The organism is Serratia sp. EC4 (assembly GCF_059652115.1).
The window spans coordinates 446039-470101 of record NZ_JBNIDE010000003.1; the positions used below are offsets into that span (position 1 = coordinate 446039).

Consider the following 24063-nt stretch of genomic DNA (forward strand, 5'->3'; position numbering starts at 1 on the left):
AAATCCAAAGAGATAATAAGCATTTGCGAATTTCGCATGGCATACAGTGACGGGGATTTTCTATGGCAGAAAGTAATGCGGCAATTCAATCGGCTGCGATTATCGGCGCGGGAACGATGGGCAGAGGCATCGCTTATCTTTTCGCGCAAAAAGGCATTCGCACGGTGCTTTATAATCGCAACAGCAATACCCTCAATCAGGCTCGCGAATATATCGCGCAAGACCTGAACAAGAAAGTCGAACAGGGCAAGATCGCGCTGCAGGATAAAGGCGCGGTGCTGGCCAATCTAATGTTCACTTCAGTGTTTGAGGCCATCGCCGACAGCGAGCTGGTGATAGAAACCATCGCCGAGCAAGAACAAACCAAACTTGAGGTGCTGGCGGCCATCGCCGCGGTGGTCAAGCCCGACACGCTGATCGCCACCAATACCTCCTCACTGTCGCTTAACAAGCTGGCTACTGCGGTGACGCACAGCGAACGCTTTATCGGTTTGCATTTTTTCAACCCCGCGCCGCTGATGAAGCTGATTGAAATCATTCCGGCCTACTTTACCGCGCACGCCACCACCGAACGCTGCCGCCAACTGGTGGCGGCGTTGGGGAAACACGATGTCGTCTGCCAGGCCACGCCGGGGTTCATCGTCAATCGCATGGCCCGCCCCTACTACCTGGAAGGGTTCCGCCTGTTGGAAGAACACGTGGCGCGCGCGGCGCAGATCGACCGCGCCCTCAAGGCCGGCGGACGCTTCCGCATGGGGCCGCTCGAGCTGACCGATTTTATCGGCCAAGACATCAACTATCAGGTCAGTCGGCAAATCTGGCAGGACATGCAATACGACCCGCGCTATACCCCCGGTCATCTGCAGCGTTCACTGGTCGATGCCGGTCTGTTGGGGAAAAAGAACGGCCGCTCCTATTTTGCCGCCGAAGAAACCGCCCCGCCGGTGACGGCCGCCAGCAATGCAGACGTCGAGACGCTGCGCGTTTACGGCGAGCACCCTTTTTTTACCCTGTTACAGCAGCGAGCCGCGCTTCAGTGGCCACAGCTGCGCGTGGAACAACGGCCGGCATTACCGGGGCTGGGGTCGGCCGTCCAGATCAATGACGCTTTCACCGTCAGCATCACCGATGGCCGCACGGCGAGCCAACTGGCCGAGCAGACGGCAGCGGATGCCTTTGTGGTCGATGTAGCCCTGAACTACGCCGACACGACGTATCTGGCGGCGGCGCACAGCCGCCACGCCTCTGCGGCCAATAAGGCGCTGTTTTTACGCCTGCTGCACACGGCAATCCCGCAGGTTGAATTTATCAAGGACTCTCCGGCGCTTATCGTCGCCCGCGTCCTCAGCAGCCTGATCAATGAGTCGGTGATCATGGTGGAAAGCGGCGTCTGCAGCCGGGAAGACATCGATGTCGCCGCCGTCGCGGGCGTTAACTACGCCGGCGGCATTTTCGACTGGCTCGGCAAACTGGGGGAGAAAAACGTCAGGACAACGCTGAGCAATCTGGCTCAGTTGCTGCACGCGGCGCGCTATGCGCCGCATTACACCCTTCTGCACGCCGCGCAACCGGCGCTGACGACCACGCCTTAAGGATCCATGATGAGCATTAACGATGACGGCGTTTATCTGATCGACGGCACGCGCACGGCGATCGGCGCCTATGGCGGCAGCCTGGCGCATACCCGTCCCGACGACATGGCGGCGACGATCATTCGCGGCCTGCTGCAGCGCCATCCCGCGGCGGAAGCAGATCTGGACGAAGTGGTTCTGGGCTGCGCCAACCAGTCCGGCGAAGACAACCGCAACGTCGCCCGCATGGCGACGCTGCTTTCCGGGTTGGATCCGTCGGTACCGGCCATCACCCTCAACCGCCTTTGCGCCTCCGGGTTGGATGCGGTGATCTACGCCGCGGCGAAAATCCGCAGCGGCCTCAGCGAACTGATTCTGGCCGGCGGTGTGGAAAGCATGAGCCGCGCGCCCTATGTGCTGAGCAAAGGCGAAACGCCGTTCGACAAGGGGGTAAAGCTGTACGACACCACGTTGGGGTGGCGCTTTGTTAACCCGCGGCTGGCGCAGCGCTACGGCAGCGATCCGCTGGGCATCACGGCGGAAAACGTGGCCCAACGGCAACATATCTCACGCGAGGAACAGGATCTGTTCGCGCTGGCCTCGCAGCAGAAGGCCCGCCGGGCGATCGACAGCGGCCGGCTGGCGCGGGAAATCACGCCCGTGGACGTGCCGGCGGATCGTAAAACTACCCGCACATTCGCGCAGGACGAATTCCCCCGGCTCAGCACGCTGCAACAGCTGCAGGCGCTGAAACCGGCGTTCTCCGCCGGCGGTTCGGTCACCGCAGGCAACGCTTCCGGCATCAACGACGGCGCCGCCGCGCTGCTATTAGCCTCCGGTCGCTACGTGAAACGCCAGGGGTGGCAACCGCTGGCGGAGATCGGCGACAGCGCGGCCGCCGGCGTTGAACCGGCGCTGATGGGGCTGGGGCCGATCGCCTCAACCGAGCGCTTGCTGCAGCGCGGCGGCTTCACCTTGAACGACTTCGACATCATCGAGATTAACGAAGCGTTCGCCTCACAGGTTCTGGCGGCGCTGAAACACTGGCGTATCGGCGCCAACGACGCGCGGGTCAACCCGAACGGCGGCGCCATCGCACTCGGTCATCCGCTGGGGATGTCCGGCGCGCGCCTGGTGCTGTCGGCGGCGCTGGAATTACGCGACCAACAGGCGAACAACGCATTGGTGACGATGTGCGTCGGCGTCGGTCAGGGGCTGTCATTAAACCTTAAAGCCGTTTAACACAAGGAACATACGATGAGCGTACTGAACATTCTTGAAGAAAAGCTGGCGGAAACCAAAAAACAGGGGCGTTTTCGCGAGTTCCTCAACCTTGAACGCGGCGTGCAGGACAAACCCTGGGCCACCAGCCACGGCCATCACGGTGAGCGCCGTCTCAACGTCTGGTGCTCGAACGACTATCTGGCGATGAGCCACCACCCCAAAGTGCTGCTGGCCACCACCGACGCGGTTAACCGGGTCGGGCTGGGCACCTGCGGCGCCCGCAGCATTTCCGGCACCTCGGTCTACCACAGCGAGCTGGAAACGCTGCTGGCCAGCGCCTACGGCAAAGAGTCGGCGCTGCTGTTCACCACCGGTTTCGGCGCCAACGACGCCACCTTGTCCACCCTGTGCGACGCCATTCCCGATCTGATCGTGTTCTCCGACGAGCTGAATCACGCCTCGATGATTTACGGGATACGCTACAGCAAGGCGGAGAAAAAAATCTTCCGCCATAACGACGTGGCGCACCTCGCCGAGCTGCTGCAGGCCGCCGATCCAGCGCGGCCAAAGCTGATCGCTTTCGAGTCGCTGTATTCCATGGACGGTGACTTCGCCCCCCTGGCGCAGATCGTGGCGCTGGCGGAGCAGTATCAGGCGCTGACCTATCTCGACGAGATCCACTCCGCCGGCGTCTATGGCGAACGGGGGCTGGGTTACGCCGAACAACTGGGCCTGCTGGATAAAATCACCATTATTCAGGGCGGGTTCGGCAAATCTTACGGTGCGGCGGGCGGCTATATCGCCGCGCCCCGCTCAGTGGTGGAGGCCGTGCGCAGTTGGGCTCCGGCATTCGTCTTCAGCACCTCGTCGCCGGCGCCGGTGGTGGCCGCCGCGCTGGCCAGTTTTAAATACAACCTCGAGCATGACACCCAACGCAAACACCTGCTGGCGATCGTCGATCACCTGAAAACCGGCCTGCGCGCCGCCGGCATCCCGCTGGTGTCGGCTGACAGCCATATCCTGCCGCTGCTGGTCGGCGATCCGCACCGCAACAAACACATCAGTAAAGTGCTGCTCGATGAGCACGATATTTACGTGCAACCGGTCAATGCCCCGACGGTGCCCGCAGGCAGCGAGCGGCTGCGGGTGACGCCGACCTCGGCGCACTCCCATGCCGACGTGGAGACCTTCCTGGCGGCGCTGGGACGAGTCTGGGCGGCGAACGATCTGCGGAGGGCGGGATGAAGTTAGCGGATTATAACGGCCATCTGATCACGCTCTGTCTGATGGCGACCGGTACCTTCGCTATCGGCACCGACGCCTTTATCGTCGCCGGCGTGCTCAGCGACATTTCCGATACCTTTGCCGTCAGCCCCGCGCAAGCGGGGCAATTGATATCGGTATTCGCGCTGGCTTATATGTTGTTCGCCCCCCTCACCGCCTGGCTGCTGGGCAACGTCAACCGCAAGCATATCCTGCAGTTGGCGCTGGTGCTGTTCATCGCCGGCAACCTGGCCTGCGCCTGGGCCACCAGCTACCTGCAGATCTCGTTCGGCAGAGTGCTGGCGGCATTGGGGGCGGCCTGTTACACGCCGCAGGCCGCCGCCGCCGCGGTGGGGCTGGTGGCGGAAAAACGCCGCGGCCTGGCCATTTCCATCGTCTATGGGGGCATGACGTTGGCTATTGCGCTCGGTATTCCGTTCGGCACCTTTCTCGCCAAACTGATCGGCTGGCGTGAAATCTTCCTGTTCATCTCCCTGCTGGGGGCGATTGCGCTGCTGGGCCTGTCGCTGGCGCTGCGGGCCATTGCGCCTCCGGGCAAGCATTCGCTGAAAGAGCGGCTCGCCCCGCTGAGACAAAAGGCGGTGCTGACCACGCTGCTGATCACCTTTTTTGCCGTTTGCTCGGAACACATCGTCTATAGCTACGTCAGCGTGTTGCTGAAAAACACCCAGTTCGGTCCGCAGGCGATCCTGCCCCTCGCGCTGCTGGTGTTCGGCATTGGCGCGGTGATCGGCAATTTTGCCTCCGGCGCGTTAACCGATGCCCTCGGCAGCAAGTTCGTGCTGCTGTTTTCCGTGGCGATCCAGACGCTGTCCCTGTTTCTGCTGGCCTTCTATGTCACTTCCCCCTGGTGGGTGCTGGCCATCTTTCTGGTCTGGGGCATCACCGGCTGGATGTATCTGGTGCCGATCCAGCATCACCTGTTGTCGCTATCGAAACGCTTTGGCGCGCTGACCGTATCGCTCAACAGCTCGGTACTGTACGCCGGCATCGCGGCGGGCGGCATGCTGGGCGGCCTGGCGCTCTACGCGCTGCCGGCCTATTACCTGCCGCTGTTTTCGCTGCCGCTCGGCGCCATCGCCCTGCTGCTGACGCTGATCTTTTTCCACGGGGAGGCCAGCGATGAGTGAATCACCGCCGGTGCTTTACGAACGTTATGGCGCGCAGGTTGCGGTCATCACCCTCAATCGGCCGGAGAAAAAAAACGCCATCAACCTGCAGATGGCCGAGCTGATCCGCACTTACCTGCGGCAGGCGGATAACGATGACTCGGTGCGAGCGATCGTCCTGGCCGGTCAACCGGCGGTATTTTCCGCCGGCATGGATATCAACGCCTTTCATCAGGGTGAACTGCCCATCGTCACGCCGGAGGGGTTTGGCGGGCTGATCCATGCACAGATCGCCAAGGTGATCATCGCCGCCGTTGACGGCATCGCGTTCGGGGGCGGATTTGAGCTGGCGCTGGCGTGCGATCTGATCGTCGCCGGCCAGAACGCGCGCTTCAGCTTCCCCGAAACCGGGCTCGGATTAGTCGCCGCACAAGGCGGGTGCGCGCGCTTGCCGGCGCGTATTTCCCCCTATGTCGCGCTCGACTGGCTGCTGACAGGCAGAACCGTCGGCGCACAGGAGGCGTTGTCACACGGCGCCATTTCTCGCATCAGCGAGGGGGCGGCCCGGGAAGAGGCGCTGCGCATCGCCGAACAGATCGCCGGAAAAGATCTTGCCGCCAGCCAGGCGGTTAAGGCCATTGTGCGCCAGGGGCTGGCACGGCAAGAAGCCCCCTCATTCGATTTTCAACAAGGCCCGGTCGAGCGCCTGCGTCAGGCCGCCGCCCGCCGATAATGCCCCTGCCGGTTCGCCTGAACCGGCATTTCCCGTTTGTCCTCCACCGCTCATTTTACACAGCCCGCCTCTCGGCGCTGGGCTACACTGCCGGTAGCCCTAATGCGCTGATAAGGAAAAACAATGCGCCACTTGCCTCTGCTGACCCCCAGACTGATCCTGCGCCCGTTCACCGCCGACGATCTGCCCCACTTTACCGCCTACCGCAGCCACCCTGACGTGGCGCGCTATCAAAGCTGGAGCGACTACAGCGCCGCCGAGGCACAGGCCTTTTTCGCACAGCAACGGCGGCTCGAATTCAACCGTGACGACAGCTGGTTTCAACTGGCGGTCGAACGCCGCGAGGACGGCGCGTTGCTCGGCGATATCGCGGTGCATTTCTTCGATGAGGGGCGCCAGGCTGAACTGGGCGTGACCTTCGCGCCCAGCCACCAGCGTCAAGGACTGGCGCGCGAAGCGATGACCGCCGTCATCGCTCTGCTGTTCGGGCCGCTGGCGAAGCACCGTATTACTGCGGTGGTGGACGCGCGTAATCTTGCCGCCGCCACGCTGTTCGGCAAACTGGGTTTTCGGCGCGAGGCCTATTGGCGGCAAAACGTGTTTTTCAAAGGCGCATGGGGCGACGAATTCGGTTTCGCCCTGCTGCAAAGTGAATGGCGGGAGAATGCAAGGCATGACGTTGCTGAATAAATACCTTGGGCAATACCAGTTCTCGGAACGGCATGCGATCGCCATCGCCGCGCCGCAGGCGAGGATCCTGGCGGCCGTGGCCGCCTACGATCCCAAGCACGATCGTTTCTTCCGCAGCATGATAGCGCTGCGCGAATTGCCTGCGCGGCTAATGCCGCGCCGAACGCCCACCCCGCCGCCGTTTGGCCTGCATAACTTTTGCCTGCTTGAGCAGGATGACAGCGCGTTGGTCTATGGCCTGATCGGCCGCTTTTGGCAGGCTGAATACGGTCTGGAGCAGGTCGCTGACGGGGCGGGCTTTCTGGCCTTCGCTCAGCCCGGCGTCGCCAAACTGGCGCTGGGTTATGTCGTGAGCCCCCCCGAGGGCGGGCGTTGTCGTCTGGTGACGGAAACGCGCATCTTCTGCCCCGACGACGCCAGCCGGCGGCGGTTTACCCCCTATTGGTATGCTATTCGCCTGGTGAGCGGGTTGATACGGCGCCGTATGTTGCGCGCCATTAAAACCGCCAGCGAAAGCAGGCGGTGAATCATTCACTAGATTGATTAATTTAAGAGCATTCTTAGAGAATGAAAATCATTATCAGCCTATTTTTTAATCACAACAAGATAGTGTGAGAAGCCATTAACCCCGCCCCCTGCGGGGATTTTTTCGCCTATTTATCACCTGTTTCAGGAAATGCCTGCATAAACAGGAAGGTGCAAGGCTTGCGTTGATACTGATTGATCTGCGGCACCAGCCGGGTGAAATGCTCGGTCTGACAATGCGCGTCCAGGGCGGCGCGATCCGGCCAGCTTTCGATAAAAATAAAATGCCCGGGATCCTGCTGGTCGATGCACAGTTCATAACTGATGTTCAGCGGCTCTTGACGGGTTTTCTCCACCAGCTCGCGATACCACGGCATAACGGTGTCAATGTGTTCCGGGTGGATAAAATCTTCAGCGATGACCTTCAGCATGTTGCGCTCCTGCATTCTGTTTTGCCGTGCCTCACCTTATCGCCCTCACTCCCGAGATGAAAGCGCCATACTCCAGGTCTATCGCCGGGTTGCCAATTCGGTGATAGCGCACACAGATCTCGATCAAAGCGCTTGAACGCGCCCTGGCCCTGTGTGAACGTCTGATTAACAAAAAAGCAACACACCATTCACCATGGTGATGTCTGCATTAACCTGCCGACCCGATATGCGGCATTTTTTTCATCCTTAAAGGCCTGACCATTAGACCTTTAAGGCTCACGAAGAAAGTCCGCTGTTACCGTCGTGTTGAGGGCAACGGCGCCAGGACGGTCCTTATGACCGACGCTTGTCATTCTCAGAAGAGAGGTTACCGCCAGTGAATCACGCCACCTATGCCGTTCCTGCGCTCAACGCCGCCATTCGCAAAACCTGGCGCAGACTGGTGCCCTTGATGTTCGCCATGTACTTCATCGCGTTTATCGATAGGGTTAACGTCGGCTTTGCCAAGGACGCGATGGCCATCGATATCGCACTGTCGCAATCCGCCTTTGCACTGGGCGCCGGAATATTTTTTGCCGCCTATGCGCTGTTTGGCATCCCGGCCAACCTGCTGATGAACCGCTGGGGGGCCAAACGCTGGCTCAGCGCCACCACCGCGCTGTGGGGGGCACTGTCGGCCTGCACCGGGCTGGTGACCAATGAACAGCAATTTATCGTTCTGCGGTTTCTGCTGGGGATCGCCGAAGCCGGCTTTTACCCCGGCATCCTGCTGCTGGCGTCGATCTATTTTCCCAATAAGGTGCGCGCCTCGGTTATTGGCATTTTCGTGCTTGGCGTGCCGGCGGCCCTGACGCTCGGCTCACCGCTGTCGGGGGCATTGCTGGAGATGCACGGCGTGTTGGGTAAACCCGGCTGGTTCTGGATGTTCGTGCTGGAAGGGCTGCCGGCCGTCGCCCTCGGCATCTTCGCCTTTTTCTATCTCGACGATAACCCACGGCAGGCCCGCTTTCTGACCGAGGAAGAACGCACGGCGCTGGTGACACAATTGGCCGATGAACAGCAGCAGACCGAAACCAGCAGCGTCAAAGCGGCGATGAGCAGCGGCACCGTTTGGCATCTGGCGTTGATCTACGGCACCCTGCAGATTGGCGTATACGGCCTGATGTTTTTCCTGCCGTCGCAGGTCGCTTCACTGATGGGCACCCATCTCGGCTTCAAGGCCTCGCTGGTGGCCGCCATCCCCTGGGCGTTCTCCGCACTGGGCGTCTATTTCCTGCCGCGCTATGCCGACAGAAACACCGCCAGAAGATTACCGATCGCCGTCGGGTGCATGGTCGCCGCGGCGCTGGGGTTGGTAGTGTCTTCCTATGCCGGCCCTCTGCTCGCCATCGTCGCCCTGAGCTGCTGCGCAGTCAGTTTCCTGGCGGTGCAGCCGATTTTCTGGACGTTTCCCGCGCAGGTGCTCACCGGCCCGGCGCTGGCGGCCGGCATCGGTTTTTGCACCACGCTCGGCGCCGCATTCAGCTTTTTAGCCCCGCTGATCCGCACGGAGGCGGAACAGCGTTTTCACAGCCCGCATGCCGGGCCATTGGTGCTGGCCGCCTTTTCGCTGCTGTGCGCCACGCTGTTGTGGACGCTCAGAAACCGGCGCGCCGACGTGAGCAAGCAAGACGCGGAGATTGCCGGATAGCGGCGCGTTATTTAACCCTTATTGAACCTGCGGATGGGACACTGGCTCTCAGCCCTCTCGCCCGCAGGTGTTAAATGGATGAATTGACGCACATTATCGCCAAATACAGTCCGGAACCGGGGATGTTGCTGCTGCTGATTTTCCTGTTCGCGCTAGGAAAATCCGTGATCGTGGTGTCTTCCGCCCTGCCGCCCGCCTCGGTGACGCTGCTGATGGGCATCGTTGCAGGCAAGCACGCGCTGCCCTTCGGCGCGGTTTGGGCGGCCATCGCCCTCGGCGCCGCGTTGGGCTCGATCCTGTCTTTCCACTGTGGCGCACGGCTGCACGGCCGCGATCTTGGCTGCCGGCTGCCGGCACGCTTTCACGCCCCGCTGCGCAAAGCGCAACGTTCCTTGCAAAAGCGCGGACTACCGCTGCTGTTCGCCTCGCGTTTTCTGGCGGTGATGCGTTACACCGTGCCGCTGATGGCCGGCATGCTGCAACTGCCGGCGCGGCGCGTCTATGCCACCGCCGCGCTCTCGGCCGCCGTCTGGGCGCTGCTTTTGATGTCGGCGGCGCATTTATTCCCCCGCTTCTTGACCTGAAAGATTCTTGGGCAAATGGCTCGCCCCTACGCCGACATTGCGCCAGCGCACAGCCTCTCTTGCCGTATAAACTGCGGTGCGACACCGCAGTTTGCGCCAGATCACCTTTCTGAACATCAGTCGAAAAATGCGAATTTTTTTGCAAAAAGCGCGCTTAAAACGGCGCAATGAGGGAACAAGCAAAGAAAAGCCTGAGCGTAACACGCTGATTTGGTTGGTGGGTGGTACAGGGTTCGAACCTGTGCCTCATTGATTAAGCGTCAACTGCTCTACCGACTGAGCTAATGACCCAACGCGGTAAGTTGCCCTCCTCGTCAGTGCCGCTGTCAAACGCTTCCACTCATTACTTTTTCTCATGCGAATTTTACAACCCTTTGTTTAATCAACGAGATAAGCCGCATAAGGTCTGTTAATCCCATCTTTTGAAGAGTAATCTTCCGCTCCCTGAACGTCCGATTTGCCTCCTCCGTGTAAAGATTGATCGACTTTTATCCCACGTATAAATGTTGTAAACATGTTGCACAAAGGTGGCGTTATTGCACTACCTTACTAAAGCCGGACCAACCGGATAAATGTATAAAAAAGAGCCACTTCAGAGCTCACGACTTCACTAATGACAGGTAAAACAGGACATCATCAGATGGTAGATCACTCTAAAATAGCGACTGACGCGACGCCCGCTTCAGAAGATCATCTACGGCGAAACCTCACTAACCGACATATTCAACTGATCGCCATCGGCGGCGCCATCGGCACCGGTCTGTTTATGGGCTCCGGTAAAACCATCAGCCTGGCCGGCCCTTCGATCATCTTCGTGTACATGATCATCGGCTTTATGCTGTTCTTCGTGATGCGCGCCATGGGCGAGCTGCTGCTGTCCAATCTGGAATACAAATCGTTCAGCGATTTCGCCGCGGATCTGCTCGGCCCGTGGGCCGGTTTCTTCACCGGCTGGACCTACTGGTTCTGCTGGGTGGTCACCGGCATCGCCGACGTCGTGGCGATCACCGCCTACGCCCAGTTCTGGTTCCCCGAGCTGTCGCAGTGGATCGCTTCACTGCTGTGCGTGCTGTTGCTGCTCGGCCTTAATCTGGCGACGGTGAAAATGTTCGGCGAAATGGAGTTTTGGTTTGCGATGATTAAAATCGTCGCCATCGTCGGGCTGATTGTCGCCGGGCTGGTGATGATCGCCATGCAGTTCCAGTCGCCGACCGGCACCGTGGCCTCATTCACCCATCTGTGGAATGACGGCGGCATGTTCCCGAAAGGCATCAGCGGCTTCTTCGCCGGCTTCCAGATCGCGGTATTCGCCTTCGTCGGCATTGAGCTGGTGGGCACCACCGCCGCGGAAACCAAGGATCCGGAGAAGTCGCTGCCGCGCGCCATCAACTCGATTCCGATCCGCATCATCATGTTCTACGTGTTCGCCCTGATCGTCATCATGTCGGTAACGCCGTGGAACTCCGTGGTGCCTGACAAGAGCCCGTTCGTTGAGCTGTTCGTGCTGATCGGCCTGCCGGCCGCGGCCAGCGTAATCAACTTCGTGGTGCTGACCTCCGCCGCCTCTTCCGCCAACAGCGGCGTGTTCTCCACCAGCCGCATGCTGTTCGGGCTGGCGCAGGAAGGCGACGCGCCGAAATCGTTCGCTAACCTGTCCAAGCGCGCAGTGCCGGCCAACGGCCTCACCTTCTCCTGCATCTGCCTGCTGGGCGGAGTGGTGTTGATTTACCTGATCCCGAACGTGATGACGGTCTTCACTCTGGTGACCACCGTATCGGCGATTCTGTTCATGTTCGTCTGGACCATCATCCTGTGCTCGTACCTGGTCTACCGTAAACGGCGCCCGGCGCTGCACCAGAAATCGATCTACAAGATGCCTGCCGGCAAACTGATGTGCTGGGTGTGCATGGCGTTCTTCGTGTTCGTGCTGGTGCTGCTGTCGCTGCGCGAAGACACCCGCCAGGCGTTGATCGTCACCCCGCTGTGGTTCATCGTGCTCGGCCTGTCTTACGTGTTCCTGCGCAAGAAGAAAACCGCGTGATGCAAAAAGGGGCGGATCTCTCCGCCCCTTTCTTTTTATGCCTCTGCGCTAATCCGCTTCCGTCGCCACCGCCGCTTTATCCTTGCGCCGCACGCGCAGCTCGCTGACCACCACCCCAATCACGATCAACGCGCCCCCCAATAACGCCACGCCCGGTAAACGCTCACCGGCGAGCCGCCCGACAATGCCCGCCCAGACCGGTTCACCGGCGTAGATCACCGTAGCGCGCGTGGGTGAAACGCTGCGCTGCGCCCAGTTCATGGTCAGCTGAATCAACGCGCTGGCCAGCCCCAGCCCTATGGCGCTGTACAGCAGGTAATCCGAATACGGCGGCGGCGACTCGCCGGTCGGCACCATCATCAAAAACGAGGCCAGGGAGGCGGTCGCCAGCTGTACTATGGTCACGCGGCGGATATTCACCTTGCCGGCGAAAGCGCCGATGAGGATGATCTCTGCCGCCATGCCCAGCGTGCCGGCCAGCGTCAGCATTTCGCCGAGGCTCAGCGTCATGTCGGTGCTGCTCGGCGCCGCCAGCAGCATCAGGCCGGTAAAAGCCAGCAGAATGCCGATCCACGACATGATGCCGGGGAAGCGCCCCAGCACCAGCCATTGCAACAGCGGCACGATCGGCACGTACATGGCGGTGATGAACGCCGATTGGCTGCTGCTAATCGTCTGCAGACCGACGGTTTGCATGCTGTAGCCGAACATGATCGCCAGCCCGATCAGGACGCCCGCCTTCAGTTCATACAGGGTCAGGCCGCGCAGCACGCGCAGCGAAAACAACGTCAACGCCAGCGTGGCGGTGGCGAAACGCAGGCCGACAAAAAAGAACGGCCCGCTGACTTGCATCGCGTGATGCACCGCCAAAAAGGTGCCGCCCCAGATCATCGTGATGAAAATCAACACCGCTTCCGGCAGCCTGATCTGCGGAACCACGGCGGAAATAAAGGATTTTTTTGCTGCTGACACCGGCTTGCCCTTCCTGCTGAGTGCAATATAATGCACAGATCCTGCCAGTATGAGATAAAGTCCGGCGATGAGCAATACGGCGCATAACGCGAAAACCGATTCCCCCAAAGTGCTGCAGTACCTGAGCAGCAATCTGCGCGGCTACCGCCAACAGGCGGGCCTGAGCCAGATGGCGCTGGCCGAGCTTTCCGGCGTCAGCCGCCGCATGCTGGCGGGCATCGAGGCCGGCGATCGCAACGTCAGCCTGGCGGTGCTCGACAAGATCGCCGCCGCCCTGGCGATTTCCTTTACCGATCTGATTCAGGCACCGGAGGCTCGCGGCAGCCATCTGGTGGGAGAGTTGGCCTGGCAAGGCGCACAGCCGGGCAGCCAGGCGCTGTTCGCCGCCAGCGTGCCGGCGCGCCAACGGGCCGAGCTGTGGGAATGGACGCTGATGCCGGGTGAGCGCTATGACTCGGCGCCGGACGCCGAAGGCTGGAGTGAAATGATCTACGTGATTGCCGGCACCCTGACGTTGGAACTGGAACAAGGCACGCTGACGCTCAGCGCCGGCGCCGCGCAAACCTTCAACAGCGATCAACGTTACGCTTACGCCAACCGCGGCGACCTCCCGCTGCGCTTTATCCGCAACGTTGCCTTCTGACTGCCCGCCGGCCCGCGCCGGCGGCGGATGTCGTGTCGCTGTCGTGCCGCTGTCGTGGCGCCGCCACCCCGCGCCTCCTACACTGGATGACAGTGACAGCGAACTCGGGAGTGCATCATGCTAAAGTACCGCATCAGGCCGTTGCGTCTGGAAAAAGGCTGGTCGCAGGAGCAGTTGGCGACCATAGCCGGCCTCAGCACCCGCACCGTACAGCGGATTGAAAACGGCGAACAGGCCAGCCTGGAAACCTTGACCGCGATCGCCGCCGCGCTGGGCGTGCAGGTCCGCGATCTCAACGCACAGCCGCAACAGACAATGGAGGAGAAGGCGCCTGACGAACAGCGCCTTCGTCGCCAGGTCGCGGCAGAAGGCAAACTGCTGAGCATGGCGGTGCGTTTCGCCGTGATTGGCGTGATGTTGTTCGCCATCAATTGGTTTACCCACCCGCACTATCTCTGGTCGCTGTGGGCGATCGGCGGCATGAGCCTCGCGCTGGTCATGCGGGCGGTGCGCACTCTGCTGCTGCGCAACGTCTTCAGCCGCTGGCAGGAACAGCGGCTGGCGCAAAAACTCAGGCGTCTGCCGTGAGCGTTAGCCACTCGGCCAGCCGGGCCAACGCACTGCCCGGTACGATCGCCTGCGGCGACAGCAGGTAATAGCCACTGCCGTCGGGCGTAAAACCGAACGGCGCGCTCAACAAACCGGCGGCCAGATCGTCTCGCACTTGCAACCACGGGCCGATCGCGATGCCAAGACCGGCGACCGCCGCCTGCAGGCTGAAATAGAAATGATCAAAGCGCTGCTCCGAATGCCCTGCCAACGTCATCCCCTGCTGCTGCGCCCAGTGCCGCCAGGCATCCGGCCGGGTGGCAGAATGCAGCAGTTTAGTGCCGGGCCGCAAACTCCGCAGGCTGCCCTTGGCGATCGTCATCCTTGCCAATGCCTCGGGTTGGCACACCGGCCCAACCTTTTCACTGAACAGCGCCAGGCTATGCACCTGCTTTCCCCAATCGAAGTCATTGCGCCTGATCGCCGCCGTAATGCCGTCATGGAACGAAAACGGCCCGCCACCGGCCACCAGTTGTAAGTTGATATCCGGGTGCGCCTGCTGAAAAGCCGGCAGGCGCGGGATCAGCCAACGCATCAATAAGGTCGGTTCGCAGGACAAGACCAGCGGCGCGTCGAGCGCCTGCTGACGCAGTTCCAGCGCGGTATGATCCAGAATGCCGAAGGCCTGCTGCGTCGCCTGAAACAGCTTGCGGCCCGCCGCCGTGAGCAGTACCCGCCGATGGCGGCGCTCAAACAACGCCACGCCCAGTTCCTCTTCCAGCGCCCGCACAGCCCGGCTGACGGCGCCATGCGTCAAATTCAGCCCCTGCGCCGCCTGCGTAAAACTTTCCAGCCGCGCGGCGGCCTCGAAGCAGCGCAGCCCGCCCAACGGCAACGGCCTGCCGGTTTTGCGTGAGTTTTTCTCACCGATATTGTCACTATTCATCGTTTGTCACCGAGAAAAATTACTCTTATAAATCAGTCACTCTATTGATAAACGCCGCAAGGATAACTATGACTGAACTCATCGCTGTCGTCACCATTACTTTACTCGCCGTGATAAGCCCGGGGCCGGACTTCGCCATGGTCTCGCGTAATAGCCTGTTGCTTTCGCGCCGCGCCGGCGTCTTGACCGCCTGCGGCATTGGCGCCGGGGTGCTGGTCCATGTCAGCTATACGCTGATTGGCGTCGGCGTGTTGATTCAACAGTCGCCCTGGTTGTTTAACCTGCTTAAAGCCATCGGCGCCGCCTACCTGATCTACCTCGGCGTTATGCTGCTGCGCAACGCGGCGCATCATGACGCAGCCCCCAGCACAGCGCCGGCCGCCATCAGCGATTTCGCCGCCTTGAAAACCGGTTTTTTCACCAACGCGTTAAACCCGAAAACCACCATCTTCATCGTCAGCCTGTTCATGCAGGTGGTTTCTCCGCACACCCCGCTCGGCGTGCAAATCGGCTATGGTCTTTTTATCGCCGCCGTCCATATCTTCTGGTTTGCCGCCGTCGCGCTGCTATTTTCCGCACCGGGCGTCAATGCGCGCTTTTTGCGTTTGCGCCGCGGCATCGACCGCACCTTTGGCGGGCTGCTGATCGCCTTTGGCGCCCTGCTGGCGATCGCCGGCATCAAGTAACGCCAAGTTCGCCATTCGCTTCTATGCTTATCAGGGGTTTTTGTTAATCATCTGAGCGGGAGTACGGAACATGACGAAACTGTTGGTGCTTTATTACTCAATGTACGGCCACATCGAACGCCTGGCGCAGGCGGTGGCCGAAGGGGCGAATCGGGTCGATAACGTGGACGTGACGATTAAACGCGTGCCGGAAACCATGACGCCGGAGGCCTTCGCCAAGGCCGGGGGCAAACAACATCAACAGGCGCCGGTCGCCACCCCGCAAGAGCTGGCGGACTATGACGGCATCATCTTCGGTACGCCGACCCGCTTCGGCAATATGGCCGGGCAAATGCGCACCTTCCTCGATCAGACCGGCGGCCTGTGGGCTTCCGGCGCGCTGTACGGCAAGGTAGGCAGCGTCTTCTCCTCCACCGGCACCGGCGGTGGCCAGGAACAGACCATCAGTTCGACCTGGACCACGTTGGCACACCACGGTTTCATCATCGTGCCGATCGGCTATGCGACGCAGGAGCTGTTTGACGTTTCACAGGTGCGCGGCGGCACCCCGTATGGCGCCACCACCATCGCCGGCGCCGACGGTTCGCGGCAGCCAAGCAACGAAGAGCTGACCATTGCCCGTTATCAGGGCGAACACGTGGCCAAAATCACCGCCAAGCTGAAAAGTTAAGCGCCCTCCAGCCTCGTGATCCTAAGGGCCGCGCATTCGCACGGCCCCATCTTGTTGCCGACCCGCCGCAAGGTTAGAATGCCCCTCCCCCGGCCATTCAGCGTCTGAAGGCCAGGCCCGAATTCGTTCTGCCCGTCGCTCATCCGCTTTCAGCCCGAGGACGGGCGTTCTGTTTTTTGCGCACAGCGAAGGGAATAAGTCAGTGTCTAAAGATTTTGATGAACTAATAAGAGACATGGATCTTATTATTGAAAATGTAGACAGCTTCAAGGCTCTGGCTCCGCGCGCGCCCGAGCCGGCTCCGGCCCCGCCGCCGCCGGTTCATCACTACGACTCGTTCTGCGAAAACATCGCGCTGAAAGTCGTCTTGAAGGTGCTGCTGTCTTCGGTGGACAAAATAGTCAAAGTGCAGATCGCCAACAAGGTCGAGCAGGAAATCGCCCAGATCGAACAGCAGGTGGTGCGCGCCGGCGGCGGCCCGGTATCACCGGACGATCTGGCGCAGATGACGCATTACGTTCGCCGCACGGTCAACGACCTGCTGGAATAATCCCCCCTTTGAAACGGCGTCTGTTGGACGCCGTTTTTATTTCCGCCGCATTTCACGTGCGGCGTGGCTGTACCATGACTGACACATTCACAACATGAATATGTTGCATTGTTGTATTCGTTTCACTGCGATAAGTTTAATTTACTGTAAATATATACAGTGTTTTTTTAACTTATTGAGGATATGAATATGCGCTTTAACAACAAGATGTTGGCCCTGGCCGCCCTGCTGTTCGCCGCACAGGCGTCGGCCGACACGCTCGAATCCATCGACAACTGCGCGGTCGGCTGCCCGACCGGCGGCAGCAGCAACGTGTCTATCGTGCGTCATGCTTATACGTTGAACAACAACAGCACCACCAAGTTCGCCAACTGGGTGGCTTATCACATCACCAAAGACACACCGGCCAGCGGCAAGACGCGCAACTGGAAAACCGATCCGGCGCTCAACCCGGCGGACACGTTGGCGCCCGCCGATTACACTGGCGCCAACGCGGCGCTGAAGGTCGATCGCGGTCATCAGGCGCCGCTGGCCTCGCTGGCGGGCGTCTCCGACTGGGAATCGCTGAATTACCTGTCCAACATCACGCCGCAAAAGTCCGATCTTAACCAGGGCGCCTGGGCGCGGCTGGAAGATCAGGAACGCAAGCTGATCGATCGCGCCGATATCTCCTCGGTCTATACCGTAACCGGGCCGCTGTATGAGCGTGATATGGGCAAACTGCCGGGCACCCAGAAAGCGCACACCATCCCCAGCGCCTACTGGAAGGTGATTTTCATCAACAACAGCCCGGCGGTGAACCACTATGCCGCTTTCCTGTTCGATCAAAACACGCCGAAGGGCGCCGATTTCTGCCAATTCCGCGTGACGGTGGACGAGATCGAGAAACGCACCGGCCTGATCATCTGGGCCGGTCTGCCGGACGACGTGCAGGCTTCGCTGAAGAGCAAACCCGGCGTCCTGCCGGAGTTGATGGGCTGCAAAAACTGACGAAAAAACCCGCCGAAGCGGGTTTATTTTTCACGCGGGCGCCGGCGGATTATTCCGTCAGCGCCTTTTGCGCGGCGGCCAACTCACGCTGACGGGGTGAGGCTACCGCGTGATCGCGCGCCAACAGCGTGTACACCGTCGGCAGCACGAACAGGGTAAACAGCGTGCCCACCAGCATGCCGGAGACGATCACCAGCCCCAGGCCGAAGCGGCTGGCAGCCCCGGCGCCGCTGGCGAACAGCAGCGGGATCAAACCGAACACCATCGCCCCGGTGGTCATCAGCACCGGCCGCAGACGAATTTGCGCCGCCTGCAAAATCGCGCCGCGCCGCGTCAGCCCCTGATGCATCTGCAGCTCATTGGCGAACTCCACCATCAGAATGCCGTGCTTGCTGATGAGCCCGATCAGGGTCACCAGCCCGACCTGGGTGTAGATATTCATCGTGGCGTAGCCCAGCGCCAGCGGCAGCAAGGCGCCGCAGATCGACAGCGGCACGGTGATGAGGATAATCAGCGGATCTTTCAGGCTCTCGTACTGCGCCGCCAGCACCAGGTAAATGATCACCAACGCCGCCAGGAATGCGAACGCCAGCGCGCTGCCCTCTTGGGTGTATTGGCGCGAATCCCCCTGCCAGTCGTGGCTAAATTCGGCCGGCAGCGCATTGGCCTGCCGTTCGAGGAAAGCCACCGCTTCGCCCATCGAAACGCCGGGCGCGGGAATGGCCTGCAGGGTGGCGGCGTTCTGCTGGTTGAACTGGGTCAGCTTGTTCGGTTCGACCTTAACGGCCACCGATACCACGGTGGAGAGCGGCACCAGCGTATTGTCCTGGGTGCGGACATATTGCCGCGCCAGCGCCTGCGGCGTCAGCCGTTGTTCGCGCAGGCTTTGCGGGATGACGTCATAAGCGCGCCCGTCCATGCCGAAGCGGTTGAGGTAGTTCTCTCCCACCAGCACCGCCAACGATTCACCGATGTCGCTCATGCGTATCCCCAGACTGTTGGCCTTGGCGCGATCGATGCGCACCTCCGCCAGCGGGTTGTTGTAGTCCAAATCGCTGTCCACCACCATAAACAGGCCGCTGTTTCTGGCGTTCTGCTTCACCTCCTCCAGGGTGCGGTACAGCTGCGGGTAGTCCTGCGGCGTACGCAGCACCATTTGCACCGGCAGCCCCCCGGTGGAGCCTGGCAAGGCGGGCAGCTGGAAGGCGAAAATGCTGGTGCCTTCAACATCGTTCACCGCCCGTTGCAGATCGGCCTGCACCGCCGACGCCGAGCGCTGGCGCGCCTGCCACAGCGTCAGGTTGATGCCGCCGATGCCGGACGCCGTGCCGTCGCTGCCGTTGATGATCCAGCGGCTTTCGGTTTCCGGCATGCGGTTGTAAACCTCATCCAGCTTGTAGGCAAAGCGTTCGACATAGTTCAGGTTGGCGTGCTGCGGCGCCTTGATGGCGGTCAGTACGATGGCCTGATCCTCGGTCGGCGCCAGCTCGCGCTGCGGCATCAGGTACAATAGCGGCAGACTGATCATCACCAGCAACGCCAGCATGCCGGTCACCCAACGGTGGTGCAGCGAGAAATCCAGCGCGCGCGCATAGCGCCGCGTCAGGCCGCCGAAGAACCACTCGGCGGCGTGCGCCACGCGTCCTTCGCTCTGTTTGGCCGGCAGCAGGAGCGAGCTCATCACCGGCGACAGCGTCAGCGCCACCACGCCGGACACCACTACCGCCCCGGCCAGCGTCAGTGCGAATTCGCGAAACAGCGCGCCGGTCAGCCCGCCCATCAGGCCGATCGGCGCATAGACCGCGGCCAGCGTCAGAGTCATGGCGATCACTGGCCCGGCCACCTCACGTGCGCCGATCATCGCCGCCGCCAGCGGCGTTTTCCCCTCTTCGATATGGCGATGCACGTTCTCCACCACCACGATGGCGTCGTCCACCACCAAACCGATCGCCAGGACCATCGCCAGCAGCGTCAGCAAATTGACGCTGAAGCCAAAGGCCAACATCAGCCCGGCAGCGCCAAGTATCGACAGCGGAATGGTCACCACCGGGATCAACACGGTGCGCAGCGACCCCAGACACAGGTAGATCACCGCCACAACGATCGCCAGCGCTTCGAGCAGGGTATGCACCACTTCATCGATCGAGGCCTGAATAAAACGCGCGGTTTCGAACGCCAGCGCCATCTTCACGCCCGGCGGCTGCATCTTGTCGATCGCCGGCATCAGGTGGCGAATGCCGTCGACGATCACCAGCGGGTTGCCGGTCGGCGTAGGGAAGACGCCGAGGAACACCGCCGGTTCGCCATCCATCAGGGCACTGGTTTCCGTGGCTGCGGCGCCCAGCTCCACGGTGCCGACGTCTTTCAGGCGCACCAGACCGTTGCCGTCGTTGCGCACCACCAGATTGCGGAACTCTTCCACGCTGGTGAGATCGGTATTCACCCGCACGTTGGCAACCACATACTGCCCTTTCACCTTGCCCGGCGCCGCCTGGTAGTTGTTGCGCCGCACCGCATCGGCCACATCGGCAGCGGTCAGACCGCGGCCGGCCAGCCGATCGCTGTCCAGCCACAGGCGCATCGCCATTTTTTGCCCGCCGAACACTTCAACCTTGGCGACGCCGTCGATGGTGGTGAACATCGGTTCCACCACCCGCGTCAGGTATTCGCTCAGCGCCGGCGTGGACAGCGTTTTACTGGAAAAACCGACATAGGCCACAGCGGTGGCTTCGCCGGCTGAGCGCTCAATCACCGGATCGTAAGCCTGTTCCGGCAGCTTGTAGCGCACCTGGTTGACCTTGGCCATCACTTCGGTCAGCGCCTGGGTGGAGTCGCGGTTCAGCGCCATGCGCACCGTCACCACGCTGCGCCCCTGCACCGAGGAGGAAGAAAGGTAGTCAACGCCCTCGACGGAGGACACTGCCTGGGCGATCGGCTGCGTAACAAAGCCCTGCATCAGCTCGGACGACGCGCCGGGATAGTCGGTGCTGATGGTGATGGTAGAGTTTTCCAGCAGCGGGTATTGGCGGATCGGCAGTTTGCTGAGCGCCAGCGCGCCGAACAGCAGGATCAGGGTGCTGACCACCAGCGCCAGCACCGGCCGGCGCACGAACAGATCGGTAAATGTCATCGGCCTCTCCTCAGGAACCGGCCGGAGCGGCGTTCAGGGTATCCTGCGCCACCGGCTCGGCCGCCATGCCGTCGCTCAGCTTGAGCTGGCCCGAAGTCACCACCCGATCGCCTTCCTGCAGGCCGCTGACGATCTCGACGCGCCCGTCGTTGCGCTCACCCACGGTGACCGAGGCGCGCTTGACCGTCATGCCCTTTTCACCCTGCTGGGCCAGAAACACGGTATCGCCGTACGCCGTATAGGTCAGCGCCGTTTCCGGCACCGTCAGCACCGCCACGCGTTGCCGCTGCGTGACGCGAATGCTGGCGTACATGCCAGCTTTCAGCAATCCTTGACGGTTGGCCAACGTCGCCTGCACCTGCACGGTGCGGGATTTGCCGATCATCGGGTCGATAGCGGTAATGGCGGCGGGGAAAGCGCGCTCGGGATAGGCCCCGACCTGCACCGACACCGCCTGCCCCAACGCCAGCCCGGCGCTGCTTTGTTCGTCCAGCGAGAAGTTGACGCGCAGCGTATCGGCGTCCACCAGGTTCGCCACCGCCTCGGCGGCGTTGAGGTATTGCCCTTCATGCACGCGGCGAATGCCGATGGTGCCGGAGAACGGCGCGCGGATCGCCTTTTGTGCGATTTTGGCCTGCGTTTCCTGCACCGCCCCGAACGCCATATCCCGTTCGGCCAGCGCATCGTCTAGCTGTTGTCGCGCGGTGGCGTTGAGGTTCATCAGCTTGCGCATGCGCGCCAACAGCAGATCGGCATTGCGCAATTGCGCCTGCAGGCGCACCAGCTCAGCCTGTTCGACCGCATCGTTGAGCTGCACCAGCAGTTGCCCCTGCCGCACCGTTTGGCCGGATTCGAACAGGATGCGCGTGATGCGGCCGCTGGTCTCTGCCGCCACTTCCACCTGGCTGGCCGCCTCCAGCTCGCCCACGCCGGCGTAACTGCGCGCCGCCTGTTCACGCAGTGCGGGCGCCAGCGCCACTTTCACCGGCGGATAGGCCGGCGCGCCTTCGCTTTGCCGCGCGGTGGATCGCATCGCTACCGCAGCGACGGCGAGCGCCGCCAGCAGCGCGGCAATAATGAGGTATCGTTTCATCATGTAACGGTTTCTTCCTGATTTTACAGCCAAAGCCATCCTTCCCCCGACGCAGCGCAGGCAGGTGACGAAAGATGCCGGTTGCCAAGCCCGGCTGGCTGCACTATAAAACCTCAGGTTAACTTGAGGTCAAGCTGAGGAACGTGGAATGGCAAGAAATGAACCGATTAACACCTATCGGCTATTGACCGTTGGAGAAGTGGCGAAGCGCAGCGGCGTAGCGGTATCCGCGTTGCACTTTTACGAAAGCAAGGGGCTGATTCAGGCAACGCGCAACGCCGGTAACCAGCGCCGCTACACGCCGGTGGTGTTGCGCTACATCGCGGTGATCAAGATCGCGCAAAGCGCGGGCATTCCACTGGAGGAGATCCGCGCCACGCTGGGCCGCTTTCCCAGCGGCAGCAAACTGACCTCAGAACAATGGGGGCTTTTGTCCTCCGCCTGGCGCAAAACGCTGGATGAACGTATTCAACGGCTAACGGTGCTGCGCGACCATCTCGACAGCTGCATCGGCTGCGGCTGCCTGTCGCTCGCCGACTGCCCGCTGCGCAACCCAAACGATATTTTGGGCCAACAGGGCGCCGGCGCGCATATTTTCGAACACCCGACGGAACACCGCTGAGCGAAACAGGTTGCGCACCGGTTCTCCCGGGCCTCTCAGGGATAGATGATGTTCAACGTGGCCGAGGTGTTGATTTCCCCCTGCGTCACGCCGTCGCGCTGATAAGGGTAATAATAAGCGCCCATGCCGATGATGAAGTGACTGTTCAGGCTGCCGCCGGCGGCGACGTGAAACAGTGAGGTGGCGCTGCCGCGATCGACGTTGGAAGGCGACAATACCACCGGCGAGCTCGGCATGTCGCGCTTGACCAGGCGCAGCCCCACTCCTTGCGCGCCGCCCGCATTGGCATTGGTCAACACGCTGGCGTCGGAGGCCAGCAGGTTATTGCTGGACAGGAACATCTCAACGGCGCGATCGGCGATGCCTTCCTGCTGCATGTTCTGGCAGCTGATGTTCAGCGAGAACGGCGTGTAGCCGGGTTGATTGTTATTCAGCACCTGCGCCATGCCCATTTTGGGCAACCTGACCGTCAGGCCGGCATTGAGGGAGGAGTAGAAAGACAGCGAAGAAACACAAGGGGGCGTGCTCTTGGCAAACACGCTCCAGATAGCGGTTGGGGAGGCGGGAGGATTATTTTACCGACATATCCGTGCGGACGATGCCATGGTTTTTCATCACCTCTTCCATGGTGAGGTTCTCATCGTACGGCGTATCATCCACCACGACGTCTTGCGGGCGGACATAAGGTTTGGTCGCGCGTTTGAACATCCACCACCATACGAACACCAGAAAAGCGCCGGACTTCAAAAAGATCATCGTCCATAAGGCGACTTGATACCAGTTCATCTCTGTCTCCATAAGAGCATTAAGCGAAATTGATAAGGCGGCGTTGCTTGTCGCACCGGTAACGCCTGGCAACAGCAGGCATCCGAGCGGCCGACCTTGATGGGTGCATAATCTCACCGACGCATGGCCCTTATCAATAGCCGATCGCGTTTCCTGCAGAAGCGCCCCGGTTTATCCGCACGCAAAAGCAAAAAACCCCGTGCTCAGAGAGCACGGGGTCAGAATGTATGGCGGAGGAGCAGAGATTCGAACTCTGGAACGGTTTCCCGTCGACGGTTTTCAAGACCGTTGCCTTCAGCCACTCGGCCACCCCTCCGCAACGACGCGCACTATAAACAGACCTTATTCGCTTGTAAAGCCCAAACGCGTTCAACCGCGCGAAAAATCGCCGCAGGCAAAGCAAGCGGCGATCAAACGAACACCTTCCCCGTTGTTGCCATAATGATAACTAAGGGTAAAGATTGGTAAACAAACTTTAATCAAGCGCTTGCGCTGCCTATCATCGGGATTATTTTGTGATGGCCTGATAAGAGAGAGCATCATT

At 61.0% G+C, this 24063-nt stretch carries 25 protein-coding genes and 2 tRNA genes; 17 read left to right on the forward strand and 10 right to left on the reverse strand.

Annotated features, from left to right (window positions below):
• Positions 1-62: 62 nt before the first annotated feature.
• From ACP39K_RS12465 to ACP39K_RS12495, 7 genes are all read left to right on the forward strand, one after another.
• Positions 63-1592, forward strand: coding sequence for a 3-hydroxyacyl-CoA dehydrogenase NAD-binding domain-containing protein (locus ACP39K_RS12465; protein WP_497008546.1), 1530 nt, complete (start codon positions 63-65; stop codon positions 1590-1592).
• A 9-nt stretch (positions 1593-1601) separates the two neighbouring features.
• Complete coding sequence (locus ACP39K_RS12470; protein WP_060444297.1) at positions 1602-2813, forward strand: acetyl-CoA C-acyltransferase; 1212 nt, start codon at positions 1602-1604, stop codon at positions 2811-2813.
• A 15-nt stretch (positions 2814-2828) separates the two neighbouring features.
• On the forward strand, positions 2829-4040 hold the full coding sequence (gene hemA, locus ACP39K_RS12475) for a 5-aminolevulinate synthase (RefSeq protein ID WP_015377390.1): 1212 nt from the start codon (positions 2829-2831) through the stop codon (positions 4038-4040).
• Entirely contained in the window at positions 4037-5209 is a 1173-nt protein-coding gene (locus tag ACP39K_RS12480) for an MFS transporter (protein WP_261267224.1), read from the forward strand. Before hemA ends, ACP39K_RS12480 begins: the two co-directional genes overlap by 4 nt.
• Complete coding sequence (locus ACP39K_RS12485) at positions 5202-5921, forward strand: enoyl-CoA hydratase-related protein (RefSeq protein ID WP_016928259.1); 720 nt, start codon at positions 5202-5204, stop codon at positions 5919-5921. The genes ACP39K_RS12480 and ACP39K_RS12485 overlap by 8 nt, the downstream gene beginning before the upstream one ends.
• Before the next feature lie 123 nt (positions 5922-6044).
• A complete protein-coding gene (locus ACP39K_RS12490; protein ID WP_060444295.1) occupies positions 6045-6611 on the forward strand; it encodes a GNAT family N-acetyltransferase in 567 nt (188 codons plus the stop codon).
• A complete protein-coding gene (locus tag ACP39K_RS12495) occupies positions 6595-7137 on the forward strand; it encodes a hypothetical protein (RefSeq protein ID WP_115116610.1) in 543 nt (180 codons plus the stop codon). The genes ACP39K_RS12490 and ACP39K_RS12495 overlap by 17 nt, the downstream gene beginning before the upstream one ends.
• Before the next feature lie 127 nt (positions 7138-7264).
• On the opposite strand, the gene ACP39K_RS12500 is transcribed toward ACP39K_RS12495, so the two are convergent.
• On the reverse strand, positions 7265-7567 hold the full coding sequence (locus tag ACP39K_RS12500) for a putative quinol monooxygenase (protein ID WP_048794581.1): 303 nt from the start codon (positions 7565-7567) through the stop codon (positions 7265-7267).
• A gap of 451 nt (positions 7568-8018) precedes the next feature.
• On the opposite strand from ACP39K_RS12500, the gene ACP39K_RS12505 reads away from it, so the two are divergent.
• Positions 8019-9257 (forward strand): MFS transporter, encoded by a 1239-nt coding sequence (locus ACP39K_RS12505; protein WP_405050733.1) that lies wholly within the window; start codon positions 8019-8021, stop codon positions 9255-9257.
• A gap of 74 nt (positions 9258-9331) precedes the next feature.
• Positions 9332-9841, forward strand: a complete 510-nt coding sequence (locus ACP39K_RS12510; RefSeq protein ID WP_048794578.1) for a DedA family protein — start codon at positions 9332-9334, stop codon at positions 9839-9841.
• Positions 9842-10056: 215 nt separating this feature from the next.
• Here the strand turns inward: ACP39K_RS12510 and ACP39K_RS12515 are convergent.
• Positions 10057-10132, reverse strand: a tRNA-Lys gene (locus ACP39K_RS12515).
• Between the two features lie 349 nt (positions 10133-10481).
• On the opposite strand from ACP39K_RS12515, the gene cycA reads away from it, so the two are divergent.
• On the forward strand, positions 10482-11882 hold the full coding sequence (gene cycA / locus ACP39K_RS12520) for a D-serine/D-alanine/glycine transporter (protein ID WP_028128006.1): 1401 nt from the start codon (positions 10482-10484) through the stop codon (positions 11880-11882).
• 48 nt (positions 11883-11930) lie between these two features.
• Here the strand turns inward: cycA and ACP39K_RS12525 are convergent, their stop codons facing one another.
• Positions 11931-12854 carry a DMT family transporter gene (locus tag ACP39K_RS12525; RefSeq protein WP_016928266.1) on the reverse strand — a complete coding sequence of 308 codons (924 nt, stop codon included), beginning with the start codon at positions 12852-12854 and terminating at the stop codon, positions 11931-11933.
• A 67-nt stretch (positions 12855-12921) separates the two neighbouring features.
• Between ACP39K_RS12525 and ACP39K_RS12530 the strand changes: the two genes are divergently transcribed.
• Together ACP39K_RS12530 and ACP39K_RS12535 are read left to right on the forward strand one after the other, a co-directional pair.
• Complete coding sequence (locus tag ACP39K_RS12530; protein WP_497008547.1) at positions 12922-13497, forward strand: helix-turn-helix domain-containing protein; 576 nt, start codon at positions 12922-12924, stop codon at positions 13495-13497.
• A 117-nt stretch (positions 13498-13614) separates the two neighbouring features.
• Positions 13615-14085 carry a helix-turn-helix domain-containing protein gene (locus ACP39K_RS12535; RefSeq protein ID WP_161544583.1) on the forward strand — a complete coding sequence of 157 codons (471 nt, stop codon included), beginning with the start codon at positions 13615-13617 and terminating at the stop codon, positions 14083-14085.
• Here ACP39K_RS12535 and ACP39K_RS12540 read toward each other — a convergent pair.
• On the reverse strand, positions 14069-14992 hold the full coding sequence (locus ACP39K_RS12540; protein WP_033640781.1) for a LysR family transcriptional regulator: 924 nt from the start codon (positions 14990-14992) through the stop codon (positions 14069-14071). The two genes, ACP39K_RS12535 and ACP39K_RS12540, sit on opposite strands and share 17 nt — an antisense overlap.
• 68 nt (positions 14993-15060) lie before the next feature.
• On the opposite strand from ACP39K_RS12540, the gene ACP39K_RS12545 reads away from it, so the two are divergent.
• The 4 genes from ACP39K_RS12545 (at position 15061) to ACP39K_RS12560 (ending at position 17888) form a co-directional block, all read left to right on the forward strand.
• The gene (locus tag ACP39K_RS12545; protein WP_212562315.1) at positions 15061-15678 is read left to right on the forward strand and encodes a LysE family translocator; all 618 of its coding nucleotides are present in this window, start codon (positions 15061-15063) and stop codon (positions 15676-15678) included.
• Positions 15679-15748: 70 nt separating this feature from the next.
• A complete protein-coding gene (wrbA, locus tag ACP39K_RS12550; protein ID WP_004928045.1) occupies positions 15749-16348 on the forward strand; it encodes an NAD(P)H:quinone oxidoreductase in 600 nt (199 codons plus the stop codon).
• Between the two features lie 235 nt (positions 16349-16583).
• Positions 16584-16898, forward strand: coding sequence for a hypothetical protein (locus tag ACP39K_RS12555; RefSeq protein WP_016928271.1), 315 nt, complete (start codon positions 16584-16586; stop codon positions 16896-16898).
• 189 nt (positions 16899-17087) lie between these two features.
• On the forward strand, positions 17088-17888 hold the full coding sequence (locus ACP39K_RS12560) for a DNA/RNA non-specific endonuclease (RefSeq protein WP_015377376.1): 801 nt from the start codon (positions 17088-17090) through the stop codon (positions 17886-17888).
• 49 nt (positions 17889-17937) lie between these two features.
• Here ACP39K_RS12560 and ACP39K_RS12565 read toward each other — a convergent pair whose 3' ends face one another.
• Positions 17938-21018: a MexW/MexI family multidrug efflux RND transporter permease subunit gene (locus tag ACP39K_RS12565; protein ID WP_048795981.1), complete on the reverse strand. Its 3081-nt coding sequence runs from the start codon at positions 21016-21018 to the stop codon at positions 17938-17940.
• A 10-nt stretch (positions 21019-21028) separates the two neighbouring features.
• Positions 21029-22114, reverse strand: coding sequence for an efflux RND transporter periplasmic adaptor subunit (locus ACP39K_RS12570; RefSeq protein ID WP_048795980.1), 1086 nt, complete (start codon positions 22112-22114; stop codon positions 21029-21031).
• Positions 22115-22259: 145 nt separating this feature from the next.
• On the opposite strand from ACP39K_RS12570, the gene soxR reads away from it, so the two are divergent.
• The gene (gene soxR / locus ACP39K_RS12575; protein ID WP_016928275.1) at positions 22260-22733 is read left to right on the forward strand and encodes a redox-sensitive transcriptional activator SoxR; all 474 of its coding nucleotides are present in this window, start codon (positions 22260-22262) and stop codon (positions 22731-22733) included.
• A gap of 35 nt (positions 22734-22768) precedes the next feature.
• On the opposite strand, the gene ACP39K_RS12580 is transcribed toward soxR, so the two are convergent.
• The 4 genes from ACP39K_RS12580 to ACP39K_RS12595 form a co-directional block, all read right to left on the reverse strand.
• Positions 22769-23272, reverse strand: a complete 504-nt coding sequence (locus ACP39K_RS12580) for a fimbrial protein (protein ID WP_228988414.1) — start codon at positions 23270-23272, stop codon at positions 22769-22771.
• Positions 23273-23303: 31 nt separating this feature from the next.
• Positions 23304-23519 (reverse strand): hypothetical protein, encoded by a 216-nt coding sequence (locus ACP39K_RS12585; RefSeq protein ID WP_016928277.1) that lies wholly within the window; start codon positions 23517-23519, stop codon positions 23304-23306.
• Positions 23520-23747: 228 nt separating this feature from the next.
• Positions 23748-23835 (reverse strand) — tRNA-Ser (locus tag ACP39K_RS12590).
• Between the two features lie 53 nt (positions 23836-23888).
• Positions 23889-24062, reverse strand: coding sequence for a hypothetical protein (locus tag ACP39K_RS12595; protein WP_154213934.1), 174 nt, complete (start codon positions 24060-24062; stop codon positions 23889-23891).
• Position 24063: the final 1 nt, after the last annotated feature.

Coding starts and splice junctions, on each gene's coding strand:
- ACP39K_RS12465 (WP_497008546.1), top strand. CDS start 63: ATGGCAGAAAGTAATGCGGCAATTCAATCGGCTGCGATTATCGGCGCG.
- ACP39K_RS12485 (WP_016928259.1), top strand. CDS start 5,202: ATGAGTGAATCACCGCCGGTGCTTTACGAACGTTATGGCGCGCAGGTT.
- ACP39K_RS12545 (WP_212562315.1), top strand. CDS start 15,061: ATGACTGAACTCATCGCTGTCGTCACCATTACTTTACTCGCCGTGATA.
- ACP39K_RS12480 (WP_261267224.1), top strand. CDS start 4,037: ATGAAGTTAGCGGATTATAACGGCCATCTGATCACGCTCTGTCTGATG.
- ACP39K_RS12540 (WP_033640781.1), bottom strand. CDS start 14,992: ATGAATAGTGACAATATCGGTGAGAAAAACTCACGCAAAACCGGCAGG.
- cycA (WP_028128006.1), top strand. CDS start 10,482: ATGGTAGATCACTCTAAAATAGCGACTGACGCGACGCCCGCTTCAGAA.
- soxR (WP_016928275.1), top strand. CDS start 22,260: ATGGCAAGAAATGAACCGATTAACACCTATCGGCTATTGACCGTTGGA.
- wrbA (WP_004928045.1), top strand. CDS start 15,749: ATGACGAAACTGTTGGTGCTTTATTACTCAATGTACGGCCACATCGAA.
- ACP39K_RS12560 (WP_015377376.1), top strand. CDS start 17,088: ATGCGCTTTAACAACAAGATGTTGGCCCTGGCCGCCCTGCTGTTCGCC.
- ACP39K_RS12595 (WP_154213934.1), bottom strand. CDS start 24,062: ATGATGCTCTCTCTTATCAGGCCATCACAAAATAATCCCGATGATAGG.
- ACP39K_RS12510 (WP_048794578.1), top strand. CDS start 9,332: ATGGATGAATTGACGCACATTATCGCCAAATACAGTCCGGAACCGGGG.
- ACP39K_RS12505 (WP_405050733.1), top strand. CDS start 8,019: ATGTTCGCCATGTACTTCATCGCGTTTATCGATAGGGTTAACGTCGGC.
- ACP39K_RS12555 (WP_016928271.1), top strand. CDS start 16,584: ATGGATCTTATTATTGAAAATGTAGACAGCTTCAAGGCTCTGGCTCCG.
- ACP39K_RS12470 (WP_060444297.1), top strand. CDS start 1,602: ATGAGCATTAACGATGACGGCGTTTATCTGATCGACGGCACGCGCACG.
- ACP39K_RS12570 (WP_048795980.1), bottom strand. CDS start 22,114: ATGATGAAACGATACCTCATTATTGCCGCGCTGCTGGCGGCGCTCGCC.
- hemA (WP_015377390.1), top strand. CDS start 2,829: ATGAGCGTACTGAACATTCTTGAAGAAAAGCTGGCGGAAACCAAAAAA.
- ACP39K_RS12565 (WP_048795981.1), bottom strand. CDS start 21,018: ATGACATTTACCGATCTGTTCGTGCGCCGGCCGGTGCTGGCGCTGGTG.
- ACP39K_RS12585 (WP_016928277.1), bottom strand. CDS start 23,519: ATGAACTGGTATCAAGTCGCCTTATGGACGATGATCTTTTTGAAGTCC.
- ACP39K_RS12495 (WP_115116610.1), top strand. CDS start 6,595: ATGACGTTGCTGAATAAATACCTTGGGCAATACCAGTTCTCGGAACGG.
- ACP39K_RS12535 (WP_161544583.1), top strand. CDS start 13,615: ATGCTAAAGTACCGCATCAGGCCGTTGCGTCTGGAAAAAGGCTGGTCG.
- ACP39K_RS12500 (WP_048794581.1), bottom strand. CDS start 7,567: ATGCTGAAGGTCATCGCTGAAGATTTTATCCACCCGGAACACATTGAC.
- ACP39K_RS12490 (WP_060444295.1), top strand. CDS start 6,045: ATGCGCCACTTGCCTCTGCTGACCCCCAGACTGATCCTGCGCCCGTTC.
- ACP39K_RS12530 (WP_497008547.1), top strand. CDS start 12,922: ATGAGCAATACGGCGCATAACGCGAAAACCGATTCCCCCAAAGTGCTG.